The following is a 26,302-nucleotide window of genomic DNA, read 5'->3' as shown; positions in this document are numbered from 1 at the left end:
TGATTTATTAAAGCCATAGCTTTCTATGTAAACTAAGCTGATGAATACTTGAATACTGTTTTGTTTTAACGCTCTAAATAAGGGGAATATATGAAATATCGACATTTTCTTCTAAATCTTGACTGTTGGAGTTTTTTCAGTAAATAAGATATAATGAGAAACTTATTATTTGTATTGGAAAGGAGTATGTTATGTTTGATTTAACGAATTACAATTTATGGGCTATTTTAGCTGTGGTAGGTACCGTTATTTTAAAACTTGTCATAATATTAATTGCGTACGGGATCGTAAAGTCGCTCGGTACAAAATTAATAAAATCTTTATTTGAACGAGCAGAAGAACGACAAAACTTGACACGTGGTCGGTCCAAAACGTTAGAAAAATTAGTAATAAATATTTTTACATACACGTTAATGTTCTTTCTGTTTATTTTAGTATTAGAAAATGTATTTAAAGTAGAAGCAACTCCCATTTTAGCGGGTGCAGGTATTGTTGGACTTGCTATCGGTTTTGGTGCACAAGGATTAGTAAGTGACGTTGTAACTGGATTTTTCCTTCTTCTTGAAAAGCAAGTAGATGTCGATGACTATGTTACTACTGCAGGATTTTCGGGAATTGTAGAAGAAGTAGGTTTAAGAACGACGAAGATTCGTGATTTTGATGGTACCCTACATTACATTCCAAACCGCGAAATATCAAGTTTAAGTAACCATTCTCGTGGAAATATGCGAGCACTAGTGGATATAAGCATTTCATATGACGATAATATCGATAAAGCGATGATGGTATTACAAAAAGTTTGTGATCGTTTTGCTCAAGAGGAAGAGGCAATTAAGGAAGGTCCGAATGTCGTTGGTGTTCAAAGTCTAGGGGATTCTGACGTTGTGATTCGAATAGTAGCAAAAACGGAAAATATGGAGCAATGGGCGGTTGAACGAAAACTTAGGAAAGCTATGAAAGAAGCATTAGATGCTAATGGGATTGAAATTCCTTTCCCGCATCAAGTTTATATTGAAAAGAAAGCATAAGAAAAAAGTGCCTATCTCATTAGGCACTTTTTTTGTCTTTGTTCCGCATATGCTTTTCGGATTACCCTTGGATTCTGCTTTCTACTTGTTGACATACTTCTTCTGCCGAGAGGCCGCTTGCTTCAATTACTGAACCAGCCGTAACAGCGTTAGAAATGCCCATCACATTGTTATCTATACCTGTTACAACACAACAGTCGCAGCCTTTAGCATCATTCTCATTTTTCAATTGAACAACATCATATCCTCTTTCTTGTAACGCTTCTTGAACTTGTGTTAAAGATTGTTCTACACCGATTTTTGGCATATGTAACACACCTCCCATGAGTATAATTTGTTCTTGATTAAACAAAATTATACGTAGAGAAGTGAGAGGAAATTTTTACGCGGTTCCTTTAAAATTAATATATTTTGTTAATAATGATACTGCAACATCAAGTGCATTTTCATCAGGAGTAAGTTTTGCATGATGTAGGCCATAAGGGGAATTTACACCTAACCAAAACATAAAACCAGGAATATCTTTAATCATATAGCCGAAGTCTTCCCCTGTCATCGCTTCAGAACAATGAATTACATTTACATCCGTTTCAGTTGAAACAAACTTCATAAATTCACTCGTTACTTGTTCTTCATTGTCTACTTGATGGTACATACAACCGTAATCAATTGTTGCTTGGCAGTCATATCCAATTTCAATCCCTTTTACCATTGCTTCAATCCGCGCCTTCACTTTAGACATGGATTCGACAGAAAGTGTTCGAATTGTTCCTTCTAATCTTGCTCTTTCTGCAATAATATTTTGAACGGTGCCACCTGTAATTTTTCCAATCGTAATCACTGCACTATCAAGCGGGTTAACGTTTCTAGAAACAATAGATTGTAATTGTGTTACTAGCGAACAACTAGCTACTACCATATCGTTTGTCTGATGTGGGAAAGCTGCATGTCCACCTTTTCCTTTTAAATCGATAAATAATTCAGACGTATTCGCAAAAAGAAGTCCAGGTTTTGTTGCAATTGTACCAACTGGGTACTCTGGGGCGATATGAAGAGCAATAATCATATCAGGCTTCCATCGTTTAAACACTTCCGTTTGAATCATTAATTCCGCACCACCAGGACCTTCTTCTGCAGGTTGGAACATAAATAATAAATGATCATTAACTGGATTGGATGAATAATGCGTTAACAAACCTAAGGCAATGGTCATATGAAGATCATGCCCACATGCATGCATCATTCCTTCGTGTGTAGAGCTAAACTCTAATTCTGTTTCTTCTTCAATAGGTAATCCATCAATATCTGTCCGGTACCCTATTGTGTTATCTCCAACTTTTCCTTTGACTCTAACAAAAACACCCGTTCTCCACGTCTCTATTTGTAAATGTTCTTGTGGTAATTTGGAAATATAATTTAATAGGTAACGTTGCGTTTTTACTTCTTCGAAACCTTTTTCGGGAATTTGATGTAACTCTCTCCTAATTTGTAATAAGTGATTCATGTTTGAATAGTTCCTCCCTATAGGAAAAGCGTGGAGATATTAATCCACGCTTTTTACCTTATCCTTATAGTTGACGAAGTTCTTGTTTGATTTCTGTTTTTGACTTTGTTTTTTCATCGATGTCTTTAATTTTTCTTGCTGGAGTTCCAGCAACTACTGTATATGGAGCTACGTCGTCGATAACGATAGCGCCGGCAGCAACAACCGCACCTTTACCTACTGTTACTCCTTCTAATACAACAGCATTTGCACCAATTACTACATCATCTTCAACGATAACCGGTTTTGCAGAAGGTGGTTCAATTACTCCCGCTAAGACTGTACCTGCACCGATGTGGCAATTTTTACCTACTGTAGCACGGCCACCAAGAACGGCATTCATATCAATCATCGTTCCTTCTCCAATTACTGCTCCGATATTGATGGAAGCTCCCATCATAATAACAGCATTGTCACCAATTTCTACTTGGTCACGAATAATTGCACCTGGCTCAATACGAGCTTTAATGCCTTTCATATCTAATAACGGAATCGCTGAGTTGCGACGGTCATTTTCAACAACAAAGTCTTCAACCTTTGCTTCATTTTCTTTTAATGCTGCTTCAATTTCAGCCCACTCACCGAAAACAACACCAGTGTCCCCAGTAATAAACGCCTTAGCAGAAGCACCAAAGTTAATACCTTCTATATCACCTTTGACGTATACTTTCACTGGAGTTGATTTTGTACTATTTTGAATAAAAGAAATAATTTCGTTTGCATCCATCATTTTCATGTATGTATCCTCCTATGTAAGCTATATAATCTTTATTACTTTACTCTATCAAACAACATTTTACGTGACAAGTAAAAAATATATGAGATTACATACCTTTATTTGTTTTTCCAATAGTCTGTACGACAATTAAGCCTATAAGGAAAGTTATAACACTAATTACATTTGTAATTAAACTATTCGACAATCCAGGAAACACAGCATAAGTCGAGCCAATCACTAACCCAATGATGACAGCAAATGTCGCTTTGGGGAACGTATAAAGGAGAAATTTTATTATTTTACTACTTAATATAAAGCCCACGATTACTCCTAATCCGATCGAGACTATTATGGGGAAATTTAGCTCACTTAAAGCTGTCGTTGCTGTTGTATACATTCCTAAAATCACTAGTACTAGAGAACCACTAATCCCTGGTAACAACATTGCCATACTAGCTAACCAACCAGATAAAAAAAGATATCCAAAAGTAGATAGATTGCTGATTTCCACTATAGTTGCTGCTTCTGGTTCACGTAATAGTTCCAATAAAATAACAGGAATTATTGCAATAAACATCAGCGTATAATGTTTCACTTTGAAACTATTTCCCATATCTGATTCTCGGTACAATAATGGTAAGATACCAATTATTAACCCCAAAAATAAAAAATGCGTAGGTTGCTCATGGTTTACTAACAAGAATTTCATTATTCTACTAAACGCAACTAATGAGATTACCATCCCTAAACCAAGTGGAATTAAAAAGGTCAAATGTTTCCTCCAATTTTTACTAAAAAAACCACTGATTGAATCTATTAGTCGATCATAAATCCCTAGGATAAACGCCAGAGTACCACTACTTACTCCAGGAACGAGTTCGGTAATCCCCATTAACATCCCTCGGAATAAGTTTTTCCATTCTAATTGTTTTAACATGTTTTTTACTCCCTAACATAAAATTGTACAATTCTACTCTATACCAAGTATTTATCATACTATTTTTCATGAAAAAATGCTATCAATCACGAATGCCCTTGTTCTTCTAATACTTTATCTAGTATCTCCATAAATGCTTCCACTTGTTTTAATTGAAAGGATGATTCATATCCAATTAACCACGTATCCCGGTGCATTTCTTCCTTCCAATCACTAAGAGGAATGATGTTAATCTGGTCATACTCTTCTTGTAATGTTATTGAAGGTAAAATCGCGTACCCTACACCGTTTAGTGCCATCTGTTTGCAAGTTTCAATTTGATCAACAACGATTGTCCTTTTCGGTGCTGTTTGAAATTTTCTATGCCACCATACTTGGATTTCTTGGTAATAGGTAGAATCACTTTTAAATTGAATAAATGGGCGATCCGTATTTCTTAAATCTTCAATTTTTTCAATTTCTGTATCTACCAAAAACAATTTATCTGATAATAGATGTTGTTTAACACCTTTCCATTCAGGATTTCCCCTAATAATTCCGATATGCGCTTCATCTTGATAGAGACTTTGAAGTATATCACTGCTCCAACCAGTAATAAGAGATACTTTAGCGTGTGGGTATGTTTGAATAAATCGTTTTAAAACTTTTGGCAACCAATATTGACCTACAATTGTTGCTACAGCAATTTTTAGCGTACCATATACATGTTCCTCTAATGAATAAATTTCTTCTTTTACTTTTGCTTCTTTTTGGATAACATCTTTTGCAAACTCGACAATTTTTTCACCAGCGGGAGTAATTAATAACCCTTTTTGAGTACGATGAAATATTTTTGTATTCCATGCTTTTTCAATCGTTTGAAGTCTTTGGGAAAGTGCTGGTTGAGAAACGAATAATCGTTCTGCTGCTTTTCGCATATTTTTTTCTTTCGCTAACACCGTTAATATATAAAATTCTGAAGTACTCATTTTCCACCTACATATAAGTTTTTCTTATATTATATCTTAATTTTTTTGATATTTCATTATCACTATTATAAAAATACAATAGTTGTAGGAAGGATGGTGAATGATGGACTCTATTCTTTTATTACTGTTCATTGGATTTATTGCTACTTTTATTGGGACGTTAGGTGGCGGCGGAGGGTTAATTAGTTTACCAGCTATGCTTTCTCTTGGTGTACCAATTCATGCAGCAATTGCTGCAAACAAATTTTCTAATACATTTAGTTCGCTTGGTAGCTTCTATACACTATGGAAAAAGAAGGAGGTGAAATTCCTTTTAGCGTGTTCACTTTTACCTTTTACGGTTGCTGGTGGAATAACAGGAGCATATTTGGCCTCACAATTACAAGAAGACACATTGTTAACCATTGCCTTAGTGTTATTAATCTTTTCTACTTTTCTCAATCTGTGGAAGGAATATATAAAGAAATGGAGAAATAGGAGGAAACAGAAGAGTCTTTTTCGCCCCTATTATTTTTTCATAGGCGCTTTCGATGGTTTCTTTGGGCCAGGTCAGGCAATTTTACTTATGCATTCTTTTCTTACTGCTGGATATAGTTATGTTACATCGATTGGACTAGCTAGATTACAAACTTTTGCAAGTTGTATTGTATCCTTTTCTGTTTATGCGTATTTAGGATTTTTTCAGCCTGTAGTTGGAATTCTGCTAGCGATTGGATCATTTTGTGGAGCACAACTAGCAGTTAAACTAGCACCAACATTATCCCATCTCCCTTGGAAAAGCATCTTAACTTTTGTTTCTTTACTTTTGATTATTTACATTTCAGTACAAATCTAGCTCACAAATCTATATTTATATGTAGGAGGTTCTATTATTATAAACTTTAAAAGATTACACCATATTCAATTATGTATTCCAATAGGTGATGAAGATAAAGCTAGAGACTTTTACGGTCGTATTTTACAGTTAAAAGAAAAAGAAAAACCTGAAGCTTTAAAAAAGAATGGCGGATTATGGTTCGATGTTGGTGATATTGAACTTCATTTAGGTGTTGAATCCATTAATTCTAGTCCAAGTAAACGCCATCCTGCTTTTGAAGTAGAAAATATTTTGGAAGTGAAGGAGTACTTGAAAGATAGAGGCGTGAAAATTAAGGAGGAAATTGCAATTCCAAATATTGAACGTTTCACCTTTACTGACCCATTTGGAAATCGTATCGAATTTATGGAAACAACTTAATTTATTTTAACAAAAAGAGAATTTTGAGTAAGACCTAGCCACCGAAGTTAAAGGTAACACAGTTATAATATTCTGATAAACGAAAAAAAGTTGAGGGAGATTCCCCAACTTTTTATTCTTTTTTCGGCAAAAGTATTATTAGGACAAAACTAACAACGGCAAACAAGGAAACTACGAAGTAGACTGTATTTAAAGAGGTTGTTAATCCTTCTTGTAAAACCATTTTCGTTGCGTCTGTTAATTGTTGTCTACTTTGCTCATCCATTAAGGCCGTTGTAGAGTCCACAGTTAGCTGATCTGCCATTCCACTTTCTTGAAAATGCTTTTGTAATTTTGAGTTTAAAATACCACCTAACAGTGCAGCCCCTACTGTACTCCCAAGAGTTCTCATAAACATATTTGCAGCCGTAGCGGCACCTCGCTGTTTCCATTCAACATTACTCTGTATAGAGACAATGAATGCTGTAGTAGAAAATCCCATCCCTACACCAATCATAAACGAACCGAAAGCCGCCCATAACGGCCCATCCTCAGGGTTTAATGTCATGAAAATTATGCTACCAGCTATTAAAGCAATTCCACCAATAATAGATGTAGTCCTAAACCCAACTTTCAATAGTATTCTACCTGCAATAGTAGCCGCAATTGGCCAACCAATCGACATCGTTGTTAGCGTAAAACCAGCAATAATAGGTGGCTTTTCCATAACTCCTTGAACAAACGCAGGAAGAAAACTCGATATTCCAATTAACATCACACCAGTAGTTAAAGATGTGACATTAGCAATTAAAATAGGACGTTCTTTCCATATATTGAATGGCATCATCGGGTCAACAGCTTTCGTTTCTTGGATGATAAACAGCAGAAAAGTAATTGCAAAAATAAATATACACGTTATGATTACCATTGAGTTCCATGCCCAATGTACTCCTCCTTCTACAAGGACGAACATTAGTGAGCTAATCGAGACGAATAATAAAAACGCACCTTTATAATCAATGGATGGTTTCTTTTTTTCTATCCCTTCATGTAAATACAAGGAAATTACTAGTATTGCTAATAATCCTAACGGTACGTTTATCCAAAAAACATAACGCCAACTAACAAATTGAACTAGTAATCCTCCAATCGCTGGTCCAAGAACTGCTGATATTCCCCAAACACTAGATAAATATCCTTGTATTTTAGCCCGTTCTTCTTTCGTATACATGTCCCCTACGATGGTGGATGCAATTGGCATAACAGCTCCCGCTCCGAACCCTTGAATAAAACGGAAAAGTATTAACATTTCAATCGAAACTGCTAGTCCACATAATATAGAACCTACTAAAAAAATAGAAATACCAATAATGATAATTGGTTTCCTACCAAAAATATCGGACAGTTTTCCATATATGAGTACTGTTACAGCATTCATTAATAAATATGATGAAAAAACCCAACTATAAAGAGAAAATCCACCTAAATCTGCTGCAATTGCTGGCATAGCTGTTGATACAATTGTTGCTTCCACTGCAGCCATAAACATCGCTAACATTACAGCAGCTAAGACAAATGGACGGTGTGTTTTTTTCTTCTCACTTTTTAATTTTTTGTCATTTTTCTCAAGTGCTACCCCCATTTTTTCCCTAGCAACCCCTTTTGCTTGTCCACATTTGTTTAGAAAGACATAGCATTTAAAGCTTAACTTATGCTTCTGTCCTTTACTTTTAACCATAATATGTACGTTCCACAACCAATTAATTATTAAAGTATTATTTAGAAAATAATAGTTAAAGAAAACCCGCCAAAGGGCGAGCATCTTTTAGAATAAGTTGTAGAACATAGTTGTAAAACCTGTAAGCGTTTCCTTCATAAAAAAGGGTAACGCAATTATTATTTGTTTAATCGTCGAATATGACTATTTAACCTTTTTAGTATTGATCGTCTAGTTAGGATTCCTTCTAAAACTTGGTCATCATTTACAATACAAATAAAAGGATGATCCACTACTAACTCTAATGCTTTCGTGACTTTATCATTAATATGGAGTTTAGCAATATTGGTAGTCATAACATCTTCCACAACCATTTGATCTAGTCGATCAAATTCAATTCTTTCAAGGCCTAGTATACCATCAAGAATTACTGTACTACTAATCAAACCTTTTAACTTATAAGTTGGATCTAGAACTGGTACTGCTGTGTATCCAGTTTTCGTAAGAACTAATAGAGCGTGCTCTAAATTATTTCCTACTTGAACATGCGCAACTCTTTCTGACGAAACAATTAAATCTTTAATCGTTGTTTCTAAAAACTCACCACTATGGAGACTGATCATACTATTTCTTCCTCTCCGTAAATGTACTCTCTTTTAGTATATGAAGAATTATTCTTCTGACCATTTCCATTGTAGCATATTTTTTATTAAATTTATTTATTTCTACACAATAACATAATGTTTACTTAGTAAACCTGTTAGCGTAGGAGAACGCTGCATACGATTCAGGTTTAATTTTAGCTTCTACCCCCATCGCCTCAATTCTCCCGGTCATTTCTTTAATAAGTTCTTTTGTCATACCATTTGTTCCAATGTCTAAATGTATCTCAAAATGAAAGTCTGCCCCTTCATTTAAAAAAGGTAACAGGAGGTTTTCAATACATAGTAGCCTTTCCTCTGTATATAAAAAGGCAACCTCTTGACTTAATATTGTTTCTAACGATATCTTTTCGCGAATACTTTCTATTTTTCGATTGACCAAGTGAGTTTTTAAAAAACCTATAGCGCCTTTTCCGACACGATGGATATGTATTGCTGTAACAAACTTTGTAACGGTCGCATGTACTTGCGAATCTGTACCGATACTTAAACGGTAACATGCTTTAGGCTCTTTTTTTATAAATTCGATTATTTTGTCGAACATTTGATCGAATGTCAATTCTTTAAATATTGTATTATAAAAAACAAGTGAAGTCTCCAATATAAACCACTTCCCTTTTTCCGGTTCATAATACATATATGATAAAAACATAAAAAGTAGCACCATATCCTCTATGTGCAAAAACAACAGTGTTGGCTCGGGCCAGTTTTCGGGGGTCCTTGACAAAACAATTAAAAAGAAGACCAATACAAATATTGGTCTTCTTTTTTAGTCTTAACCTTTACTTGTTTTAATGTTTCTTTTAATAAAAGAACAATGAGGACAAGTAAAGATAACATTTTGATTTGACTGCGCAGTTAAAACACGCTCCATTGATTCTTGTTTTAAGCATTTTGGACAATGAACATATGGCATCATATCCATATTCACTCCTATCTTAAATGTCTTAAAAACTCTTCCTGTTCTACAAATATATTTTCTTTATCTATCGCTGTTGCGTTAGATAATACAAGCCCAATTTTGGTTGAAAACTGTTTATCATCTACCATCGTAAACGGAACTTTGTTTGCATTAGCAAGTCGGACATATTTGGATAGATTTTGATAACCTAATTCGCCATCTAAATATAAATGACATTGAGGGTACCTTTTCATTAAATCTTCTAACGGGTAGTACACTTTTTTATTTAACACTTGACCGTTCGTTAACGCAATAATAATTCGTTCCCTCAGTTGCGTTAAATACTCTCTTCTTTCACTTGGCTTTGTTTCTGGATTCCCTTTCATTCCACGATCTAAATAATCATCGATGTTTTTACTCATAGCAAACTCCTTTAATTAATCAAGCAGTTCGAAAATTTCAATCGCGATCATATCGATATTGTCGAACTGATAAGTGCTAGGGGTATCTCCACGATATACCTCTAATTCATATGTATCATTTTTAGGAAAATATTTAACACTACACACCTTTTCACCATTTACTTCAAAAAAGCGTTGTGATGGTTCGTTGTTTTCTGTACCTACTTCTTTTAAATCTTTTAAACGTTTAACTATTCCAACTAATACTGACAACGTTCTCTCACTCCTTTTTAATCCTTCTATCTTTAGCATTCGCATTCTTAATTTCACACATTCTTTTTTGTTCAAAATTAAAAAGTTTTATGTGAAATAAAAAAGACGAAGCTTGTTCCAAATAGTATTGTAACGAAAATTGATATAAAAATCATAAATAAACATCTAAAAGAGGTCTATAAATGAATATACCATTAAATACGCTTTTCCATATGCTCCCCATGAACAGTGGTAAAAAAACATTTTTTATAAATACGAACTATTCTATAAAAAATGAATAATACAACATTTAGCGAGCAACATTACTAACTTTTTTCCAGGCTAACTTTTGTTTACATACAGATGTAGTAATTTCGCTAATAATTACAAAAAGCTAGAGCCAATTTTGGAACTTAGGTACATAATTATAAAGGAATAATAGATGTAACACAATAAATGAAACGAAAACAAGCCCATATTTTTTGGGCTTGTTCACATTATGTTAAAGATTATAATAATATCCAGAAGCAAATAACAATAGAGGCTTGGCAGTGTGATATGGAACATATGTTAAAGACAATACAGATTGAATGGTTGTTCGCTGCTCAAAAGGAGTAATAGTTTTTACAAATTTTATACTCTCTTTTTTAGCAGTCGGTTCACTTAATATAGCCGGCTTTTCATAAACAAAATCGTATTGAGTAATTTTCCATTCATCGTCAATTTTCCTCATCGTAATAGATTCATAATGGTCCTCATATAAACTAAGGTGTTCCAAATCTTTAGGGAAAAATTCAATAATATGAATACTTGATTCCTGTTCATCATAAATTATTTCCGTTTGATCAGTGTAGGTGAAAAAAGGAACATAAAAAATTGTAAAATCTGTACCTGATGTCCGATATCCTCCTCTTTCCTTTTGTAAATGTTCTTCTAAAAAGTATTGAATATACAAATTTGAAAAGTAAGGGTTTAAAATGGCTTCTACTTCTTGAAGTGAACGGTTTTTTTCGGTTAATGAAAGTTGTGCGTTTGAGGCATTTTTCACAAAATGTATAACTTCTTCTTCCGTTAGGTATTCATTTGCCAATATGCGCGGTGAATTAATAACGAATAATAGTATTATACAGCTACTAAACACTACTACTTTTTTCCACATCGACTTCATCACTTTTCCTCCCATAGCTTGTCTATGTTTATTGTACAACCGTTATGCCAACAAATGATAAAGAACCGTTCGTAAAATTCTACTCCCTTTTGACAAAATAGACGAAAGAAAACGTAAAAAGAATAGAAAAACCTCGAACTTCCTTGTAAGAAATTCGAGGTTAACAAGCTTATCAATAAGTTCCAAATCTCATCGCTGCATAAGCAATATATAATAGCGCAAGTACTGCTGCAATAATATATGCTAAAAATACAGGATTTTTCGTTGCGTAATGAGCTCTTACATCTTTATCCACTTCGGAATCATGTTCCGTTGGATGTGCATATCTTCTTCTTCCTACAGAAAATGTATAAAGTAAGGAGGCACCCAAAATAACAGAGGCTAAAATTAGTAAAGTGAAGTCAAAAGCACCCATCTTTATTCCACCTACCTAGAAATGTTGATAATTTTATTTTTCACAAAAATAGGTAGGATATTCATTTTATAATAAGTCATTTATTTCATATAAATACTCATAGGACAAATCAACATATAAGTACAAATTACGAGTTATTGGATAAGAAAATGTACGAATTGGCTCTTTCGTTTCAATATCATTATAAACGTCAGATAATATCCCTTTCCTGTCCACCCTCATCTTCATAATATTTTCCAAAAAGTACGGTCTCCAGCTCCAGTTTTTATTTAAATAATGTTGTTGAGCTAGCCATTTCCCATCAAGGTTTACTATATTGGAGGATAATTGAAAACCGTCTTCATCGCAAATATACATACGAAAACTTTGCTTATGAAACGGTGTAACAAGACCTAATAACCACTCATCTAATTCCGCACCAGGTCTAAGTTGTGTAAGATATGTTTGAACTTTTTCTTGCAATTCTTCTGTCAAACGTTGTATTGCTTCTAATTTTCTCTTTTCATACCTAATAAACTCATGAAACTTACCTTTTAACTTTTCTTTGGCATACTGTTTTTCTACTAACGTCGCAGATGGTTTATGTAGGTAGTAACCTTGATAATAACGACCACCGTTACGCCAAGCATATTGAAGTTGAAAAGACGCTTCCATATTTTCATAGAGTAATGTTGATCCCATTTTCCTTGCCAATACTGAAATGGAATGTAAAACGTCTTCGTGAGTACTCATCTCATACGATTCACGTAATATTTTTACATCAATTTTTAATATGGTAGGTTCAAGTTTAGCCAAAAAGGATAAGTGAGTTCCGCTTATTTTAGTAACTGCAATTTTTATTCCATATGTTTTATAATATTGAATTAAATTAATAAAAGAATCCTTATCAGTTAATGTTTCTGTACCAGCTATTTCCAAAACTATATTATGTAGAGATAACCCTTTCTCCTCATATTGTAATAATAATTTTAATATTTTTTCTTCCTTATCATCTAATAAAATTTCTGCGTGTTGGTTAATGAATAATAGTGTGTTTTCACCAGTAGAGACAATTTTCTTAAGAGCTTTTTCAATTATTACTAGGTCCACTTCTTGTTTAAATTCGTCAGGAACGGTCTTATCGAGAAAAAATCCTCCTAAACTTTTCAACTCTTCATTTAAATGAATCCGACCTAATACCTCATATCCTATTACCTCTTGTTTATCTGCACTAAATATTGCTTGATAGTAAGGAAATACGTCATCAATATTTCCAATAATATCTAAAGGATCCATCGTTTTTGCCTCTTTCCATACACAAATAATACTTATTATACCATGGAAACTTAGTTATTCGTAGATGAGATAACCTCTAAACTTAGATTGGTTTTGGAATAACGATTTGTTGTCCTAAACTTAAGCAATCTGTTGAAAAATTATTAATCACTCTAATCGACTCCTTTGAAACATTATATTTTTGAGCGATTCGATGTAAGCTATCAGCTGTTACGACTGTATGGTGATATACCGGGATTTTCAACTTCATTCCTGAAGATATGTTATCCTCTGTCAAACCATTGTACGCTCTTATTGTCTCTTCTTTCACATTTAGGAGGTTGCATATCTCTTTTAATTTCTCGCTATCCTGAACAATGTAATAAACATAATCAGTATATTGGAATGATTCATTATTGCCAGTTGTTTCATTAGAATTTGCTACTTTATTTTTTGGTAATACTGCTACAAGGAAATTTTGAAATTTTATTCGATACGTACTTATTTGATTGAAAGAACCTATATTGGTCTGTACATATTCTTTCGCAGCTTCCAATAACGTATTTTTCGCATTATTATTCTTCAAATTTCTTGGCAAAAGCTCTGATGCAAATTCCGAAAAAGCGACAGTCTGATTAATATATAACGTAAGTTCTTTATTTTCTTCGTCCCATTCGTGTTTATAAAATAAGCTCATTTTATTCCTTACTCCCTTACTAACAATTAGTTATTGTTAGTATGTGTAAGTGTATAAAATAATATTTTTGTATGTTGTGTATGCTATACCGACAGTATTACGTTTTTAAAAAGGAAATGGTTGCAACCATTGACCTCCGTCTAATGTAACACATTCTCCATTCATGTAGCTTGCTTTCTCAGAACTAATAAAAAACGCAAGTTCAGCAATTTCTTCTGGTTTACCAAAACGTTTTAAAGGTACACTTTCTTTTATTTTTAACATATCTTCCTCTGATTGTAATAATTTATCTGCACCTCCAGTCCGTTCAATCGGACCCGGTGCAATCGCATTAACTCTTATCCCATATTTAGTTCCCCATTCTACAGCTAATGTTCTCGTTAACGATAATACACCTGCTTTAGCAGCAGCTGAATGCGCTACACCAGCACCTGCATTCCATGCATATGTTGCTACCATATTAATTATGTTGCCAGTTACCCCTTTAGCAATCCAATATTTCCCTACCTCAGAAGAACAGTAAAAAGTTCCATTTAATACAATATCTATGACAGAGTTCCATCCATTTGGTGATAGCTTTTCAACCGGGCAAACAAAATTGCCTGCAGCATTATTAATTAATACGTCTATTCGTCCATATAATCGATCAATTTCCTCTACCATTTCTTTTACTTTTTCTAAATTTCGAACGTCCATTTCGAACGGGATAGCGTTTTCCATCTGTAATTCTTCAATAGCACCCATCAATCTTTCCTTACTTCTTCCAGTTAGAATAACGTCATATCCTTCATCACTATATTTCTTACCCATGTATTTCCCCATTCCGCTTGAACCACCTGTTATTACCGCTACTTTTCTATTCACATTAATCTCCCCTTTCTATTCAATAGTACATAAAAATCATAATATTTGAAATACATTACATATTTATAGTAAGACAAATAAAGAAGAAAAATGCTATAATAGTCAAGTTAATTACAATACGATTGGTTTGATGGACATGAAAAAGACAATTACACGACGTAGCTTTTTTAAAGGTATATGGAAACTAATATTTACAACTTTAATTGCAAGTACAGTTGGATATATATATTCTCGTTTTATAGAGCCAAAACAAATCAAAATGAATTATTATTCTATTCAACATAACCTCATACCGAAAAGCTTCTCTAATATGAAAATCGTTCAATTTTCTGATACACACGTTGGACATTCTTTTACCGAAGAAGATTTAGTAGAAGTTGTAAATAAAATTAATAAGGAAAAACCCGATATTGTCTTCTTTACTGGTGATTTAATGGATGACCCGTTACATTATGAGAGAGCAGAGGATTTAATTGCGATACTGAAAAAAATCAATGCTCCTTACGGCAAGTTTTCGATTTATGGAAACCATGATCACGGAGGGTATGGTACGGAAATATATGAAGAAATAATGAATAAAGCTGATTTTAAACTATTAAAAAATGAAAATGTTTATATTGAAGCGATAAACTCTGAAAAAATTTATATTGCTGGTGTAGACGATTTAATGCTAGGACGTCCCAGCTTCACTGAGGCTTTGGATAATATACCGAGTGAAAATTTCACGATTCTTCTAGTACATGAACCCGATATTGCAGATGAAATATCAAGACAATTTCGTGTTCAATTGCAGCTTTCAGGTCATACGCATGGTGGACAAGTACAAATTCCTTTTGTTGGACCAATTATAACGCCTCCTCTAGGTTCCAAATATGTAGAAGGTTTCTTCTATATAAACGATTTGACCTTATATGTTAATCGTGGACTAGGAACAACTAGACAACCGTATCGATTTTTTGCACCACCGGAAATAACAGTTTTTTCACTGCAACATGTTGATCGTGATTCAGAATAAATATAAAAGTGGTTGGGACATAACTATTTTATCATGATTATTTTAGTAGTTTTGTCTCACCCTCTTTTATATGTAAGAACATGCTCGATAGTAGACGTAATTTCATAAAATATACTGACTTATATAAAGGAGGTATATATACGGATGTATTTTCGTCAGCCGCAACATACTCATGACAGTAGATTTTTCCCTTTTTTTCCGTTTTTAGCAGGTTTAGCAGTTAGCCCTTTCTTATTTAGACCAAGACCTATTTATTATTACCCACCATATCCTTACTATCGACCATTTTATACACCTTACCCATATTTTTATGTTTTTTTGTACAACCAATATTCATTGCATTTACTTGATTAGTAATAGTATAATGTATGGTAAAGAAAGGAGATAGAAAATGCATAATAAATCATATGAAAATAAATCCTCTATAACGCCTTCCATTGAAAACCTCTCTCGAGCAATTTTCACTGTAAACAGACATGCTAAAACAGCACCTGATCCTAAATACTTATACTCACTTAAGAGAAAAGCATTAGAAAAATTAATTAGCGAAGGAAAAGCAGTGAAAAAAGGGTTGCACTTTTCGAGAAACCCCAAAAAAAGTAGACAACAATCTGATGTGCTCGTGTTGGCTGGTGAATATTACTTTCATATACCTGCACATAAAGATGATTTTCATTCATTACCCCATTTAGGTGTTTTAAATGATCATTATCGAAACCCAAAAACAAATATGTCATTATCTACTGCGAAAAAGTTATTACAAACATATACTAATTTTTATCCTACAAATGATACATATGGTAAAAAAGGTACTTTCCAACCTAAACATCAAAAGCCAATCTTTAAACGACTTGGTGAAAGCTATCGTTAAAATACATAGAAATAAAAGTAGCCAACCACTAGGCTACTTTTTATTTTCGTGCATAGCTCCTATCTTAATGTTGTTCATCTATGCCTCTAGTTCTCTAGGTGTAAATGCTGAGGATTTACTATGATTTTTGTAAAGATGCATGTTTATCTAATGTATCGATAAGTTGAGAAAGCTGTGGCTTACTAATTTGGTCATCGGCCCCAACCTTTTCTCCTTTATGACGTAATTGATCGGTTATTAGAGATGAAAAGATGATTACCGTAATCTCTTTCAAGTCCGAATCTTCTTTCACTATTTTTGTTAGTGTTAAGCCGTCTATTAATGGCATTTCAATATCAGTAATCATGACATCTAACTGTTCATTACCTTCTTTTACAGCGGATTGTAAATATGTCAACGCATCTTGTCCATTTTCAAATAAAATTAAGTTTTCGTAACCTGCTTCAAGTAATGTTTCTTGTAAAAGTTGGCGTAACATTGGTGAATCTTCTACAATCACTACTTTTTTATTTGCACGTTCTACATTATGTTGTATAGTAGGTACTCCAAGGTTAGGGTATATTTCATATAGTATTTTTTCCACATCTAATATTAATACCATTTTTTCTTCCAACTTCAAGACACTTGTGACGTAAAGGTCGAGCCCATCTCGAATAGATTCCGGTTTTTCCATACGATCCCATGAAAAACGATTGATTCTTGATACATGATCTACTCGCATCACGACTTTCATACTATTAAACTCAGCTATTATGAATTTTTCTTCATTTTTTTCTATATTAGGATCCATACCTAATGCTACTCTTAAATTTATGACAGGAAGTACTTCTCCCCGTAGTTCGATTATTCCCTCTACGTGTTGGTGAGAATGCGGAATTTTCGTTACTGTTGATGGTAAGATAATTTCTCGTACTTTTAGCACATTAATTCCGAAGTCTGTGTTATCTAAAGTAAATTGTAATATTTCAACTTCATTTGTTTTTCTTTCTTCTATAACTTCTTGTTTCCATTCCATATAGGTTCGCCTTCTTTCAAATCTCTTGAATCATTTTACCTATACTTAATATCGGTATTTTGTTTAAAGGGTTTATATATAATAGATATTTCTTTTTTAAAAAAACTTTATTTGACAACCTTGAGAAGATGCTTCGAAAAAGTAAAATAAAAAAGGGTCTTAAAAGTCAGTCTTTACTGACTTTTAAGACATCCCAGTTTGTCAATATAAATAGTTTACTAATTTTCTATCTGCTAAGTTTGTATTTATTGGACATTGTGGTGCATTCCTTCCATATTGCCAAGCCCATACATTGGACCGACAACGGGGGCTTGCTGGTTTATACCTTGGGGCCCTATTTTCTTTTGTAACCCCTTGTTCTGGCTCAGCACTCCATAAAATTGATTGAACTGCTATATCTGCATTATTTTTAATCGCTTCACAGTATGCAGATGAAAACTCTCCTGCTACTGGATCAACATAGAAGCCTGATCGGTAGCCAGTTGGTAGAATTGTTTCAACCCAAGCTCGAATGAATGCTTCGTCTACTTCTAAAGACTTTTCTATACTTGCAAAGATGACCACATTTTCCGGAATCCCTAATTTTCTTACATGAAAAACTGCATTTCTTGCCATAACTCTTCCTTGTTCGTACCCAACAGCGCTAGCATGAATATTATAAAGGGGCATCACTTTTATACCTTTGTTACGAATTAATGTAATTTCTTCTTTCGTAAGTCCATCCGAAACATCTGCTACTTCTGCTAAATATCTACCCCAATATTTTGGATAACCGAAGTTACTTTTTACACATTGAAATAACTCTTCCGTTACAGCAACTGCGGAGTCAACACCCCATATTTTATTATTAGGCATTCTATCACCCCCATAGCCCTAATCCTTAAAGACCTTTATCGGCTAACTAATTTATCTTTACTTAATAAATATATGTAGGATTTTTACATCCATAACTATAATTTATGAATGTACTATTATAAAAATGACTATTATAGATGAACCTATAATAGTCATTAAATAAATATGTTTTTAAGTTAGCCGTTTTTTATGTTAGTAAATTTGTTACTTAGTTAAATAGTAAACAATAGACTCATACGGTCTTAATGTAAGTTTTTTATAGTTAATACTTGAATCATCATAATTTGTAAGTAGAATTTCCGCCTGCATATTTGATGCATCAACTTCATTAGGTAACGTAAAATCTGTTTCTTTTCCGTAAAAATTGTTAACTACTAACAATTTTTCATCTTGCCAATTTCTTACATAGGCGAATATTTCAGGGTGATTTTTATAAATTAACTGAAAGTCGCCCCACGTAATAACATCGTATTGTTTACGAAGCTCAATTAATTGTTTGTAATGATAAAAAATAGAATCTTTTTCATTTAACGCTACAGCAGCATTTATTTCATTAAAATTTTCTGCTACATCAATCCAAGGTGTTCCTTTCGTAAAGCCAGCATTAGGAGTACTATCCCATTGTACAGGCGTTCTCGAGTTGTCACGGGATTTATGACGGAGAATATGAAGAACCTCTTCTTCCGAAAATCCTTCGTCTATCTTCATTTTATACAAATTTAATGATTCGACATCCCGGTATTTAGAAATATCATTATATCCAGGGTTTGTCATACCGAATTCTTCGCCCTGATAAATATAAGGAGTTCCTTGCATCATATGCATACTCGTTGCCAACATTTTTGCCGATTGCTTATGGTACTTTTTATCATCACCATAGCGCGATACAATACGAGGTTGATCATGATTACACCAAAATAAAGCGTTCCATCCTCCCCCTTTATGCATCTCGATTTGCCATGTTGATAGGATGTCTTTAAGTTGTTGAAAATCAAAATCAGCTACAGACCATTTTTCACCATTAGGGTAATCGACCTTTAAATGGTGGAAGTTGAACGTCATACTTAATTCGTTTCGTTCAGGTTGTGTATACTTTATACAATGATCAATCGTTGTAGATGACATTTCGCCAACCGTCATACTATCATATTTCGAAAAAACTTTTTGATTCATTTCATTCATAAACTCGTGCACACGAGGACCATCTGTATAAAATTTCCTACCGTCCCCTGGCGCTACACTACCGTCATCATCCGGGAAGTTTTGATTCTTAGAGATTAAATTAATAACGTCTAAGCGGAAACCGTCAACACCTTTGTCAAACCAGAAGGTCATCATTTCATAAACTTTTTGTCGAACTTCTTCATTTTCCCAATTTAAATCTGCCTGTGTTACATCAAATAAGTGTAAGTACCATTGACCTGTTTTTTTATCGAATTCCCATGCGTTGCCACCAAACTTCGATTGCCAGTTCGTAGGTTCACTTCCATTTTCTTTTCCATCTTTCCATATATAAAAATCGCGGTATTTATTATCCTTTGCTTTCTTTGATTGTTGAAACCATTCATGCTCTGTTGAAGTATGGTTCACCACTATATCCATAATTACTTTTATGTCACGATTATGTGCTTCATGTAGGAGGCGGTCAAAATCTTCCATCGTACCATATTCTTCATGTATGGAATAATAATCACTTATATCATATCCATTGTCTCTCTGGGGTGATTTATATATTGGAGTTAGCCAGATAACGTCGATACCTAACTCTTTTAAATAGTCTAGCTTACTAATAATCCCTTGAATATCACCTACGCCATTTCCAGTCGTATCGTGGAAGCTTTTTGGATATATTTGATAAACAACAGACCTTTTCCACCACGGTTCTTCTTTTATTAAATGATTCTTTTTAGACATAAGCTACACCTCTATTTATCTATATAACCGATATAATTATTTTTTATCTTTTACTTTAGCAATTATTAGCGTAATGATGAATGGAACAATTAACACTATTCCCATACCAATAAAGAAAATTCCCCAAAAGGTAGTTGGGATAGAGAAGAATGCTGGTAAGCCACCAACACCAATTGATGGAGCATATACACCTGCTAATGTGATAACAATCCCCGCAATAGCGGATCCTATCATCGCAGCGATAAATGGATATCGATATCGCAAATTCACTCCAAACATTGCTGGTTCTGTAATTCCAAGCCACGCAGAGATAGAAGATGTTAAGGCCAATCCTTTTAGCTTTTCATCTTTAGTAGCAACCATCATTGCAAAGGCAGCTGAACCTTGTGCAATATTCGACAACGCTACCATCGGCCATAAAAATGTTCCACCAATAGAAGCAATTAACTGAAGATCTACCGCTAAAAATGTATGATGCATTCCAGTGATGACAAGTGGTGAGTAAAAGCCACCATATATAAGTCCACCTAACACTGGCACCGCTTCAAAAATCGAGACAAACCCACTAGTTAAGAAATTACCAACTGTAAATGTAATAGGTCCAATTGCTGCAAACGTAATAAAACCGGTTAACAATAGTGTTACTGGCGGTACAATCAATAAATGAATAGAATCCGGCACTCTTTTTGCAAGGAATTGCTCAACCTTTGCAAGTAGGTAAGCGGCCACTAGTACTGGTAACACTTGTCCTTGGTATCCAACCTTTTCTATTTCAAAACCGAAAAGATTCCAAGTACCTACCGCTCCTTGCTCTTGAGCTTCAGCGTAACCCCAAGCATTTAATAAATCTGGATGCACTAGCATTAAACCTAATACAATCCCTAACAATTCACTTCCACCGAACCTTTTTACAGCTGACCAACCAATTAAACCAGGTAAGAACACGAACGCTGTATTGGCAATTAAGTTAATGATGCTTGAGATATCACCAAATTGTGGATGCATATCTACTACAGACGCATTGCTATAAAAAATTCCAGGGTTTGTTAATAAGTTATTAATCCCCATTAATAACCCAGCTGTTACAATGGCAGGAAGAATAGGGATAAATATGTCAGCTAATGTTTTGATCGCTCTTTGAAGCGCATTCATATTGGATTCTGCTGCTTTTTTCACTTCATCTTTAGACGCTTCTCCAACACCAGTTAGTGCAACAAAGTCTTTGTAAACTTTATTTACTGTCCCATTTCCAATAACTATTTGATATTGACCATTTGTTGAAAAAGCACCTTTTACTACATCTATCTCTTCTAACATTTCTTTATTAACTTTGCTTTCATCATGCAATGCTAGCCTTAATCTTGTAACACAGTGAGTAGCTGCGCTTACATTTTCTTTTCCACCAATGGCTTCGATAATCTCTTCTGTTGAGCTTTTCAAGTCCAAAACATTACCTCCTCGCCTTGTTTAATTATTTGCCTTTACATATAAAAATTCACTTTCACCTTTTATAACGTTTCCACTTGCTTTCTTTTCTATTTCTTTCATGTTATCGCTATTTGTAATAACAACTGGAGTAACTGTGCTTGCTGCTTTCTCTTTTATTAAATCAATGTTAAAAGTTAATAATGTTTGTCCTACTTTAACTTTGTCACCTTCTTGTACATGTCCTTCAAAACCTTCACCATTCATAGAAACCGTTTCTAATCCTACGTGTATTAATATTTCTGCCCCACTTTCTGAACGAATTCCGATTGCATGTTTTGTGTGGAAAAATTGAATAACCTCTCCGTTTACAGGTGAAACAACAACACCTTCTGTCGGTTCAATCGCAAGTCCATCCCCCATCATTTTTTGAGAAAATGTTGGATCAGGAACAGCTTCTAAATCAACTATATTTCCTGTAATTGGAGAAAATAGCATCTCTTCTGTTTTCTTTTGTTCTTCTTTTTTTAGGCCAAATAATTTTTTAAACATAAATAACCCTCCATTATGTAATAACTATTACTTTTGATTTTACTGTGTATCTTACGAACATTATATTAACTTGTATATACAAGTTAGTCAATTATTTTCACTTAAGAAAATTATGATACTAATAATTTCCCCAATTTATATCATTTCATTATCCTTCTTTCACAGTACTTCTTGTATATCCTTCCTTTTATATAAAAAAAGCTCATTAACTAAGTTAATGAGCTTTTTCGGCAAAACCAATATTATCTAGAATAATAAGACCACTGTCTGTTTCATTTAGTGAGAATACAATTTCATGAATAGAGTCAAATGCAATATTAGGAAATTCCTCTTGAAGATAACTTATTGGTATTTCATACGTTTGTAAGATATGTTCGTAATTTGTTCCTATTTTCTCGTTTCTCCAATCCCAACGGTAAAGGTCTGAAGTAAAGGTAGGTTCAATATGAATAGTTTTTTCAATTCTTGCATCATATTGGTGAATTCCTTTCGGCTTCATACTAACCTTTATCGGTATACTTTTCTGTCTATATTGTTCATCGATCGGTAATCCTCTAAATGTATACCGACTTTCATGAGCGTGAACTGCGTCAAAGCGTAAAACAGTTTGATCAGTAAATGTGTTAGAGATATCTTCTGGTACATTTATAATGTATCTACTTGAAGACTTTAACCATCCAAGTTTCACTGCCCGATTATGTTGTAAATCACCATTACGTAGCGTTAAACCGACTTCTCTCCAAACTCTTAAACTTCGTCCATCTATTTTTCCATTTGGTACTGTTACCGTTGTAACATCTACATCTTCTTCAAACGTTGCTATAGCTTGAAAGTCACTATCTTCAAATTGAATACGCAATGGATCTGTTGGTACCCATGCACTAGAAATCTCTTTATTTGAAAATAACTCGCGATACTCATCTTTTTCTTTCAACGAAGCTTCTAAAAATGCTGTTACGTAAAATTTCGTAATATGTTGTTGCATTTCTGGTGAAAGCAACGCGCTTCTATTAATGAACCATGAATATGGTGGTGAACGGTCAACAATCCAATCTTTGTTAAATTGTCCATGATTTCCACCGTAAATATATATTGAACTTTTAAACCCATCATAATTTTCTGTAAAAGTTACTCGGTTAAAAGTTTTTATACCGTGGTACGATGTGTGGTCCGTATCGTGTGAGCCTTGAATTGTTAAGTAATTGATATTTTCCAAACTTATTGGTTCATCACCAGGATTAAATCTTCCTTCACCAGGTGATAATCCAATTAGAGCTCGAATGGAAAAGTCAAAATCCATTTTTACTCTCGCATTGTTAGGAAACCTTTCTAATTCATTAAGCACAGCTGCAATACTAACAGCTTCACCACCACGTGAATGGCCAATTAATGCAATATTATTCATATCTACTTTCCGATATAAGTCGTGGTCCATTTGGACGTTCCATTTTGCCCATTGCTCCAAATGTTTAAGTAACAACCATGCACGTCCAGCATTATCCCAACCTATATGACCAAACTTACTAGAATTTAGGAAATTTTGGTCTACCGATACAGCGATATAGCCTTTTGAAGCTAACAATTCACCTAAATAGGAATAACCTCTATCTGAATGTTCTACCATATTATGGTTACCATGAACAATTAATACAAGCGGATGTGGGCCATCCCCTTCTTTCGGCATCCAAACACGACCATTTAATGGTGCTGAATTTAGTTCAAATCCCCAATACCATTTACGATAAAAACTATTTATTCCTTTAGGAGTAACAGTTACTGGAGACATATTTACAGTAGATGTCTCATAAGTTACGTTATCTCCAAACTCATCCCTTCTATTGTCATTCCCACTACCATATGTAAAATATTGAATAGTATATTGACCAGTTTCAGCAGGATTTACTAAATTAGGGGGATCACCTATTAACTCTACGTTCCATTCTCCTCGTTCACCAGGAGTTATTACAATTCCAATAACGATAGCATGAATAGTAATCGTAAATAATACTGTACTAACCTTCCATAAAACGGATATATTTTTTATTCTTAAAATGGATATTGTGAAACCAATAATTGCACCTAACAATAAAACCATGTACGCTAAATAGCGGAAATACGGTCCTAAATAAAGTCCAACCATATAAATAGCAGTTAGTAATCCTACAGTTATATAAATAAATGTATATGGAATCTTTTTCACCATTAAAAGAATAATTCTTATTATTATGTAACTTGTAACAAACCCTATAATCCCTAAAACAGATATAAATAATATATCAAACCATTTCCCAACCCCTAATACTAAAAAGTACCCCATTATAAAAATGAATATCGGTACATATAATAACATTCCTTTTGTTATTGCCACCCAACTATTAGTAAAAAACGAAATAATTATTTGCAAAAGTTTATTTATACCTATGTATAGTTTCATCATTCTTTTTCACCTTATTGTATTTTACTTTTACAGCATTCCTTCGAGCTATATAAATTCTCCAATTCTCCATCTTTTGGAATACATATCCTACTATCATTGTATCAAAATTTTTCTAGCAAAATAGTTAAATAATGAAAAAATAAAAAAAGTATATAGTTTTTCAAAAAAACGACAAAAACTCGCTCTAATTTAGCGAGTTTTTTATTTTGATTATATTTTTGATACAAAAGTTAACTATTAATCAAACGTTTCAAGTTTTCAGGTATACCTTTTAATAGGAGCTTTTTTTCTGTAGGTTTTCCTAACCAAAAACCTTGTAATTCATCACAATTATAAGATTTTAAAATTTTTAATAAAGATTCATCTTCTATTCCGACAGCTGTTACTTCTAATCCTAAAGAATGGGCAAAATCAATTATTTTTTGTAATACACGTCTTTCATCTATAACGGTTTGAATATTCTTTGTAAATGATTTATTAATTTTTATTTTTTGACATTGGATTTCCCTCAAATATTGAAGAGAAGAATATTTAGATCCGAAGTCATCCAAAGTGACAGCGAAACCTAGTTCAGAAAGTGTTTTTATTCCTTTTTTAGCAGTATCCAAATCTATTAAAGAATGCTCTGTAATTTCTAATTCGATATTTGATAAATCAATATCATCACGCTTTTCTACCATTTCCTTTAGTTGTTTAATCCATTCTTCATCTTTCAAAAGAAGTGATGATATATTAACGGAAAGAATTGTATCTTTATAAACGTTTTCTAACTCTTTATAATCATTAAAAATCTGCTTTAATACTATATTTGTAATTGGTCGTATTATTTGAAACTTTTCTGCCAACGGTATAAATTCTGAGGGCTCAATCCCACCTAATCGAGGATTAAACCAACGTATTAATGCTTCAATATTAACTTTCTTTTGTTTAACATGTAGCTTAGGTTGGTAGTACACTTCAAACTCGTTATTTTCGATAGCCCGATGCATTTCATATTCTAAAAGTAGTGTTCTTTGTACTTTTTTTAAGCTATCATTATTCGAATTTTCTTGATGAACTTGAGTAGTAATATCTCTAATTAACGTTAAAATATATATTTCTTTTTCGATTTGAAGTGGTACTAATTCCATTTCTATGTAAGTCAATTTTCCGTTTATCGAAATACCTTCACGATATTTCGAAGATTTTAAAGAAAAAATACAGTTTCTTAACTTTTTCCTTAAACGATTATAAACGCTTTCATCTTGAAAAATTGTATGTACACTAAGAGTCGTCCCTTTTTCAGGTAAGAATTTTGACCATGTTTCATTATGTTCACTTTTTCTTATAAGTTGGAAGTCGTTTGGTGGTAAAAATGATAATAAAAACCAGCCATCGTATAAATCGCCTAAGTTTTCAATAAACATGAACAACTTATCTTCGAATTGTTCATTTAAACTTTTCATAAATGATGTCACTCCTAAAATCTTTCTATATA

29 protein-coding genes are annotated in these 26,302 nt (G+C 33.5%); 6 read left to right on the top strand and 23 right to left on the bottom strand.

Translation table 11 applies throughout. From position 1 onward, the window contains the following. Positions 1 to 191: 191 nt before the first annotated feature. Positions 192 to 1,028, top strand: coding sequence for a mechanosensitive ion channel family protein (locus tag O1A01_RS12645; protein WP_270066352.1), 837 nt, complete (start codon positions 192 to 194; stop codon positions 1,026 to 1,028). Between the two features lie 61 nt (positions 1,029 to 1,089). Here O1A01_RS12645 and O1A01_RS12640 read toward each other — a convergent pair whose 3' ends face one another. From O1A01_RS12640 to O1A01_RS12620, 5 genes are all read right to left on the bottom strand, one after another. Further along, positions 1,090 to 1,335: a YkuS family protein gene (locus O1A01_RS12640; RefSeq protein ID WP_066413695.1), complete on the bottom strand. Its 246-nt coding sequence runs from the start codon at positions 1,333 to 1,335 to the stop codon at positions 1,090 to 1,092. 75 nt (positions 1,336 to 1,410) lie between these two features. Further along, positions 1,411 to 2,532 carry an N-acetyldiaminopimelate deacetylase gene (locus tag O1A01_RS12635; protein WP_066413694.1) on the bottom strand — a complete coding sequence of 374 codons (1,122 nt, stop codon included), beginning with the start codon at positions 2,530 to 2,532 and terminating at the stop codon, positions 1,411 to 1,413. 64 nt (positions 2,533 to 2,596) lie between these two features. Next, positions 2,597 to 3,307 (bottom strand): 2,3,4,5-tetrahydropyridine-2,6-dicarboxylate N-acetyltransferase, encoded by a 711-nt coding sequence (gene dapD, locus O1A01_RS12630; protein WP_066413692.1) that lies wholly within the window; start codon positions 3,305 to 3,307, stop codon positions 2,597 to 2,599. A gap of 88 nt (positions 3,308 to 3,395) precedes the next feature. Beyond that, complete coding sequence (locus O1A01_RS12625) at positions 3,396 to 4,226, bottom strand: DUF368 domain-containing protein (protein ID WP_270066351.1); 831 nt, start codon at positions 4,224 to 4,226, stop codon at positions 3,396 to 3,398. A gap of 86 nt (positions 4,227 to 4,312) precedes the next feature. After that, entirely contained in the window at positions 4,313 to 5,194 is an 882-nt protein-coding gene (locus O1A01_RS12620; protein WP_066413687.1) for a transcriptional regulator CcpC, read from the bottom strand. Between the two features lie 100 nt (positions 5,195 to 5,294). Between O1A01_RS12620 and O1A01_RS12615 the strand changes: the two genes are divergently transcribed. Further along, on the top strand, positions 5,295 to 6,029 hold the full coding sequence (locus O1A01_RS12615; RefSeq protein WP_084380282.1) for a sulfite exporter TauE/SafE family protein: 735 nt from the start codon (positions 5,295 to 5,297) through the stop codon (positions 6,027 to 6,029). 36 nt (positions 6,030 to 6,065) lie between these two features. Beyond that, a complete protein-coding gene (locus tag O1A01_RS12610) occupies positions 6,066 to 6,431 on the top strand; it encodes a VOC family protein (RefSeq protein ID WP_084380280.1) in 366 nt (121 codons plus the stop codon). A 112-nt stretch (positions 6,432 to 6,543) separates the two neighbouring features. Here O1A01_RS12610 and O1A01_RS12605 read toward each other — a convergent pair whose 3' ends face one another. From O1A01_RS12605 to fadH, 11 genes are all read right to left on the bottom strand, one after another. Beyond that, entirely contained in the window at positions 6,544 to 8,052 is a 1,509-nt protein-coding gene (locus O1A01_RS12605) for an MDR family MFS transporter (RefSeq protein WP_066413752.1), read from the bottom strand. 254 nt (positions 8,053 to 8,306) lie between these two features. Then, on the bottom strand, positions 8,307 to 8,750 hold the full coding sequence (gene cbpB / locus O1A01_RS12600; protein WP_066413683.1) for a cyclic-di-AMP-binding protein CbpB: 444 nt from the start codon (positions 8,748 to 8,750) through the stop codon (positions 8,307 to 8,309). 121 nt (positions 8,751 to 8,871) lie between these two features. Then, positions 8,872 to 9,441 carry a ribonuclease H-like YkuK family protein gene (locus O1A01_RS12595; protein WP_412766286.1) on the bottom strand — a complete coding sequence of 190 codons (570 nt, stop codon included), beginning with the start codon at positions 9,439 to 9,441 and terminating at the stop codon, positions 8,872 to 8,874. Positions 9,442 to 9,564: 123 nt separating this feature from the next. Beyond that, entirely contained in the window at positions 9,565 to 9,708 is a 144-nt protein-coding gene (locus O1A01_RS12590; protein WP_169714861.1) for a hypothetical protein, read from the bottom strand. Between the two features lie 14 nt (positions 9,709 to 9,722). Beyond that, complete coding sequence (locus O1A01_RS12585; protein ID WP_270066350.1) at positions 9,723 to 10,112, bottom strand: YueI family protein; 390 nt, start codon at positions 10,110 to 10,112, stop codon at positions 9,723 to 9,725. Between the two features lie 15 nt (positions 10,113 to 10,127). Then, entirely contained in the window at positions 10,128 to 10,364 is a 237-nt protein-coding gene (locus O1A01_RS12580; RefSeq protein ID WP_066413677.1) for a YkuJ family protein, read from the bottom strand. Positions 10,365 to 10,845: 481 nt separating this feature from the next. Further along, positions 10,846 to 11,511 (bottom strand): DUF3993 domain-containing protein, encoded by a 666-nt coding sequence (locus O1A01_RS12575; protein ID WP_066413675.1) that lies wholly within the window; start codon positions 11,509 to 11,511, stop codon positions 10,846 to 10,848. A gap of 172 nt (positions 11,512 to 11,683) precedes the next feature. After that, positions 11,684 to 11,926, bottom strand: coding sequence for a hypothetical protein (locus tag O1A01_RS12570; protein ID WP_066413673.1), 243 nt, complete (start codon positions 11,924 to 11,926; stop codon positions 11,684 to 11,686). Positions 11,927 to 11,992: 66 nt separating this feature from the next. Then, entirely contained in the window at positions 11,993 to 13,201 is a 1,209-nt protein-coding gene (locus O1A01_RS12565; RefSeq protein WP_066413671.1) for an EAL domain-containing protein, read from the bottom strand. An 82-nt stretch (positions 13,202 to 13,283) separates the two neighbouring features. After that, positions 13,284 to 13,877 (bottom strand): LysM peptidoglycan-binding domain-containing protein, encoded by a 594-nt coding sequence (locus O1A01_RS12560; RefSeq protein ID WP_066413664.1) that lies wholly within the window; start codon positions 13,875 to 13,877, stop codon positions 13,284 to 13,286. Positions 13,878 to 13,982: 105 nt separating this feature from the next. Then, positions 13,983 to 14,741, bottom strand: coding sequence for a 2,4-dienoyl-CoA reductase (gene fadH / locus O1A01_RS12555; protein WP_066413662.1), 759 nt, complete (start codon positions 14,739 to 14,741; stop codon positions 13,983 to 13,985). A 136-nt stretch (positions 14,742 to 14,877) separates the two neighbouring features. Between fadH and O1A01_RS12550 the strand changes: the two genes are divergently transcribed. The 3 genes from O1A01_RS12550 to O1A01_RS12540 all read left to right on the top strand — a co-directional run bounded on the left by O1A01_RS12550 (position 14,878) and on the right by O1A01_RS12540 (position 16,627). After that, complete coding sequence (locus O1A01_RS12550; protein WP_084380276.1) at positions 14,878 to 15,756, top strand: metallophosphoesterase; 879 nt, start codon at positions 14,878 to 14,880, stop codon at positions 15,754 to 15,756. A 144-nt stretch (positions 15,757 to 15,900) separates the two neighbouring features. Continuing rightward, entirely contained in the window at positions 15,901 to 16,110 is a 210-nt protein-coding gene (locus O1A01_RS12545) for a hypothetical protein (protein ID WP_157076607.1), read from the top strand. A 37-nt stretch (positions 16,111 to 16,147) separates the two neighbouring features. Then, positions 16,148 to 16,627 carry a YkyB family protein gene (locus tag O1A01_RS12540; protein WP_066413660.1) on the top strand — a complete coding sequence of 160 codons (480 nt, stop codon included), beginning with the start codon at positions 16,148 to 16,150 and terminating at the stop codon, positions 16,625 to 16,627. Between the two features lie 118 nt (positions 16,628 to 16,745). Here O1A01_RS12540 and O1A01_RS12535 read toward each other — a convergent pair whose 3' ends face one another. The 7 genes from O1A01_RS12535 to O1A01_RS12505 all read right to left on the bottom strand — a co-directional run bounded on the left by O1A01_RS12535 (position 16,746) and on the right by O1A01_RS12505 (position 26,270). Next, complete coding sequence (locus O1A01_RS12535; RefSeq protein WP_270066349.1) at positions 16,746 to 17,642, bottom strand: chemotaxis protein; 897 nt, start codon at positions 17,640 to 17,642, stop codon at positions 16,746 to 16,748. Positions 17,643 to 17,843: 201 nt separating this feature from the next. Further along, positions 17,844 to 18,497, bottom strand: a complete 654-nt coding sequence (locus O1A01_RS12530) for a glycoside hydrolase domain-containing protein (protein WP_066413652.1) — start codon at positions 18,495 to 18,497, stop codon at positions 17,844 to 17,846. A 204-nt stretch (positions 18,498 to 18,701) separates the two neighbouring features. Next, complete coding sequence (gene treC, locus O1A01_RS12525) at positions 18,702 to 20,411, bottom strand: alpha,alpha-phosphotrehalase (protein ID WP_066413651.1); 1,710 nt, start codon at positions 20,409 to 20,411, stop codon at positions 18,702 to 18,704. A gap of 36 nt (positions 20,412 to 20,447) precedes the next feature. After that, on the bottom strand, positions 20,448 to 21,851 hold the full coding sequence (gene treP / locus O1A01_RS12520; protein WP_270066409.1) for a PTS system trehalose-specific EIIBC component: 1,404 nt from the start codon (positions 21,849 to 21,851) through the stop codon (positions 20,448 to 20,450). Positions 21,852 to 21,878: 27 nt separating this feature from the next. Further along, positions 21,879 to 22,388 (bottom strand): PTS sugar transporter subunit IIA, encoded by a 510-nt coding sequence (locus O1A01_RS12515; protein ID WP_270066348.1) that lies wholly within the window; start codon positions 22,386 to 22,388, stop codon positions 21,879 to 21,881. 214 nt (positions 22,389 to 22,602) lie between these two features. Then, on the bottom strand, positions 22,603 to 24,825 hold the full coding sequence (locus tag O1A01_RS12510; RefSeq protein ID WP_270066347.1) for a poly(ethylene terephthalate) hydrolase family protein: 2,223 nt from the start codon (positions 24,823 to 24,825) through the stop codon (positions 22,603 to 22,605). Between the two features lie 230 nt (positions 24,826 to 25,055). Continuing rightward, entirely contained in the window at positions 25,056 to 26,270 is a 1,215-nt protein-coding gene (locus O1A01_RS12505; protein ID WP_270066346.1) for an EAL domain-containing protein, read from the bottom strand. Between the last annotated feature and the right edge of the window lie 32 nt (positions 26,271 to 26,302).

Origin of the sequence: Sutcliffiella sp. NC1 (genome assembly GCF_027594365.1) — a bacterium.
Lineage (GTDB): Bacteria > Bacillota > Bacilli > Bacillales > Bacillaceae_I > Sutcliffiella > Sutcliffiella cohnii.
The sequence above is the reverse complement of the archived record's forward strand: the minus strand, read 5'-3'. Positions and strand labels throughout refer to the sequence as shown.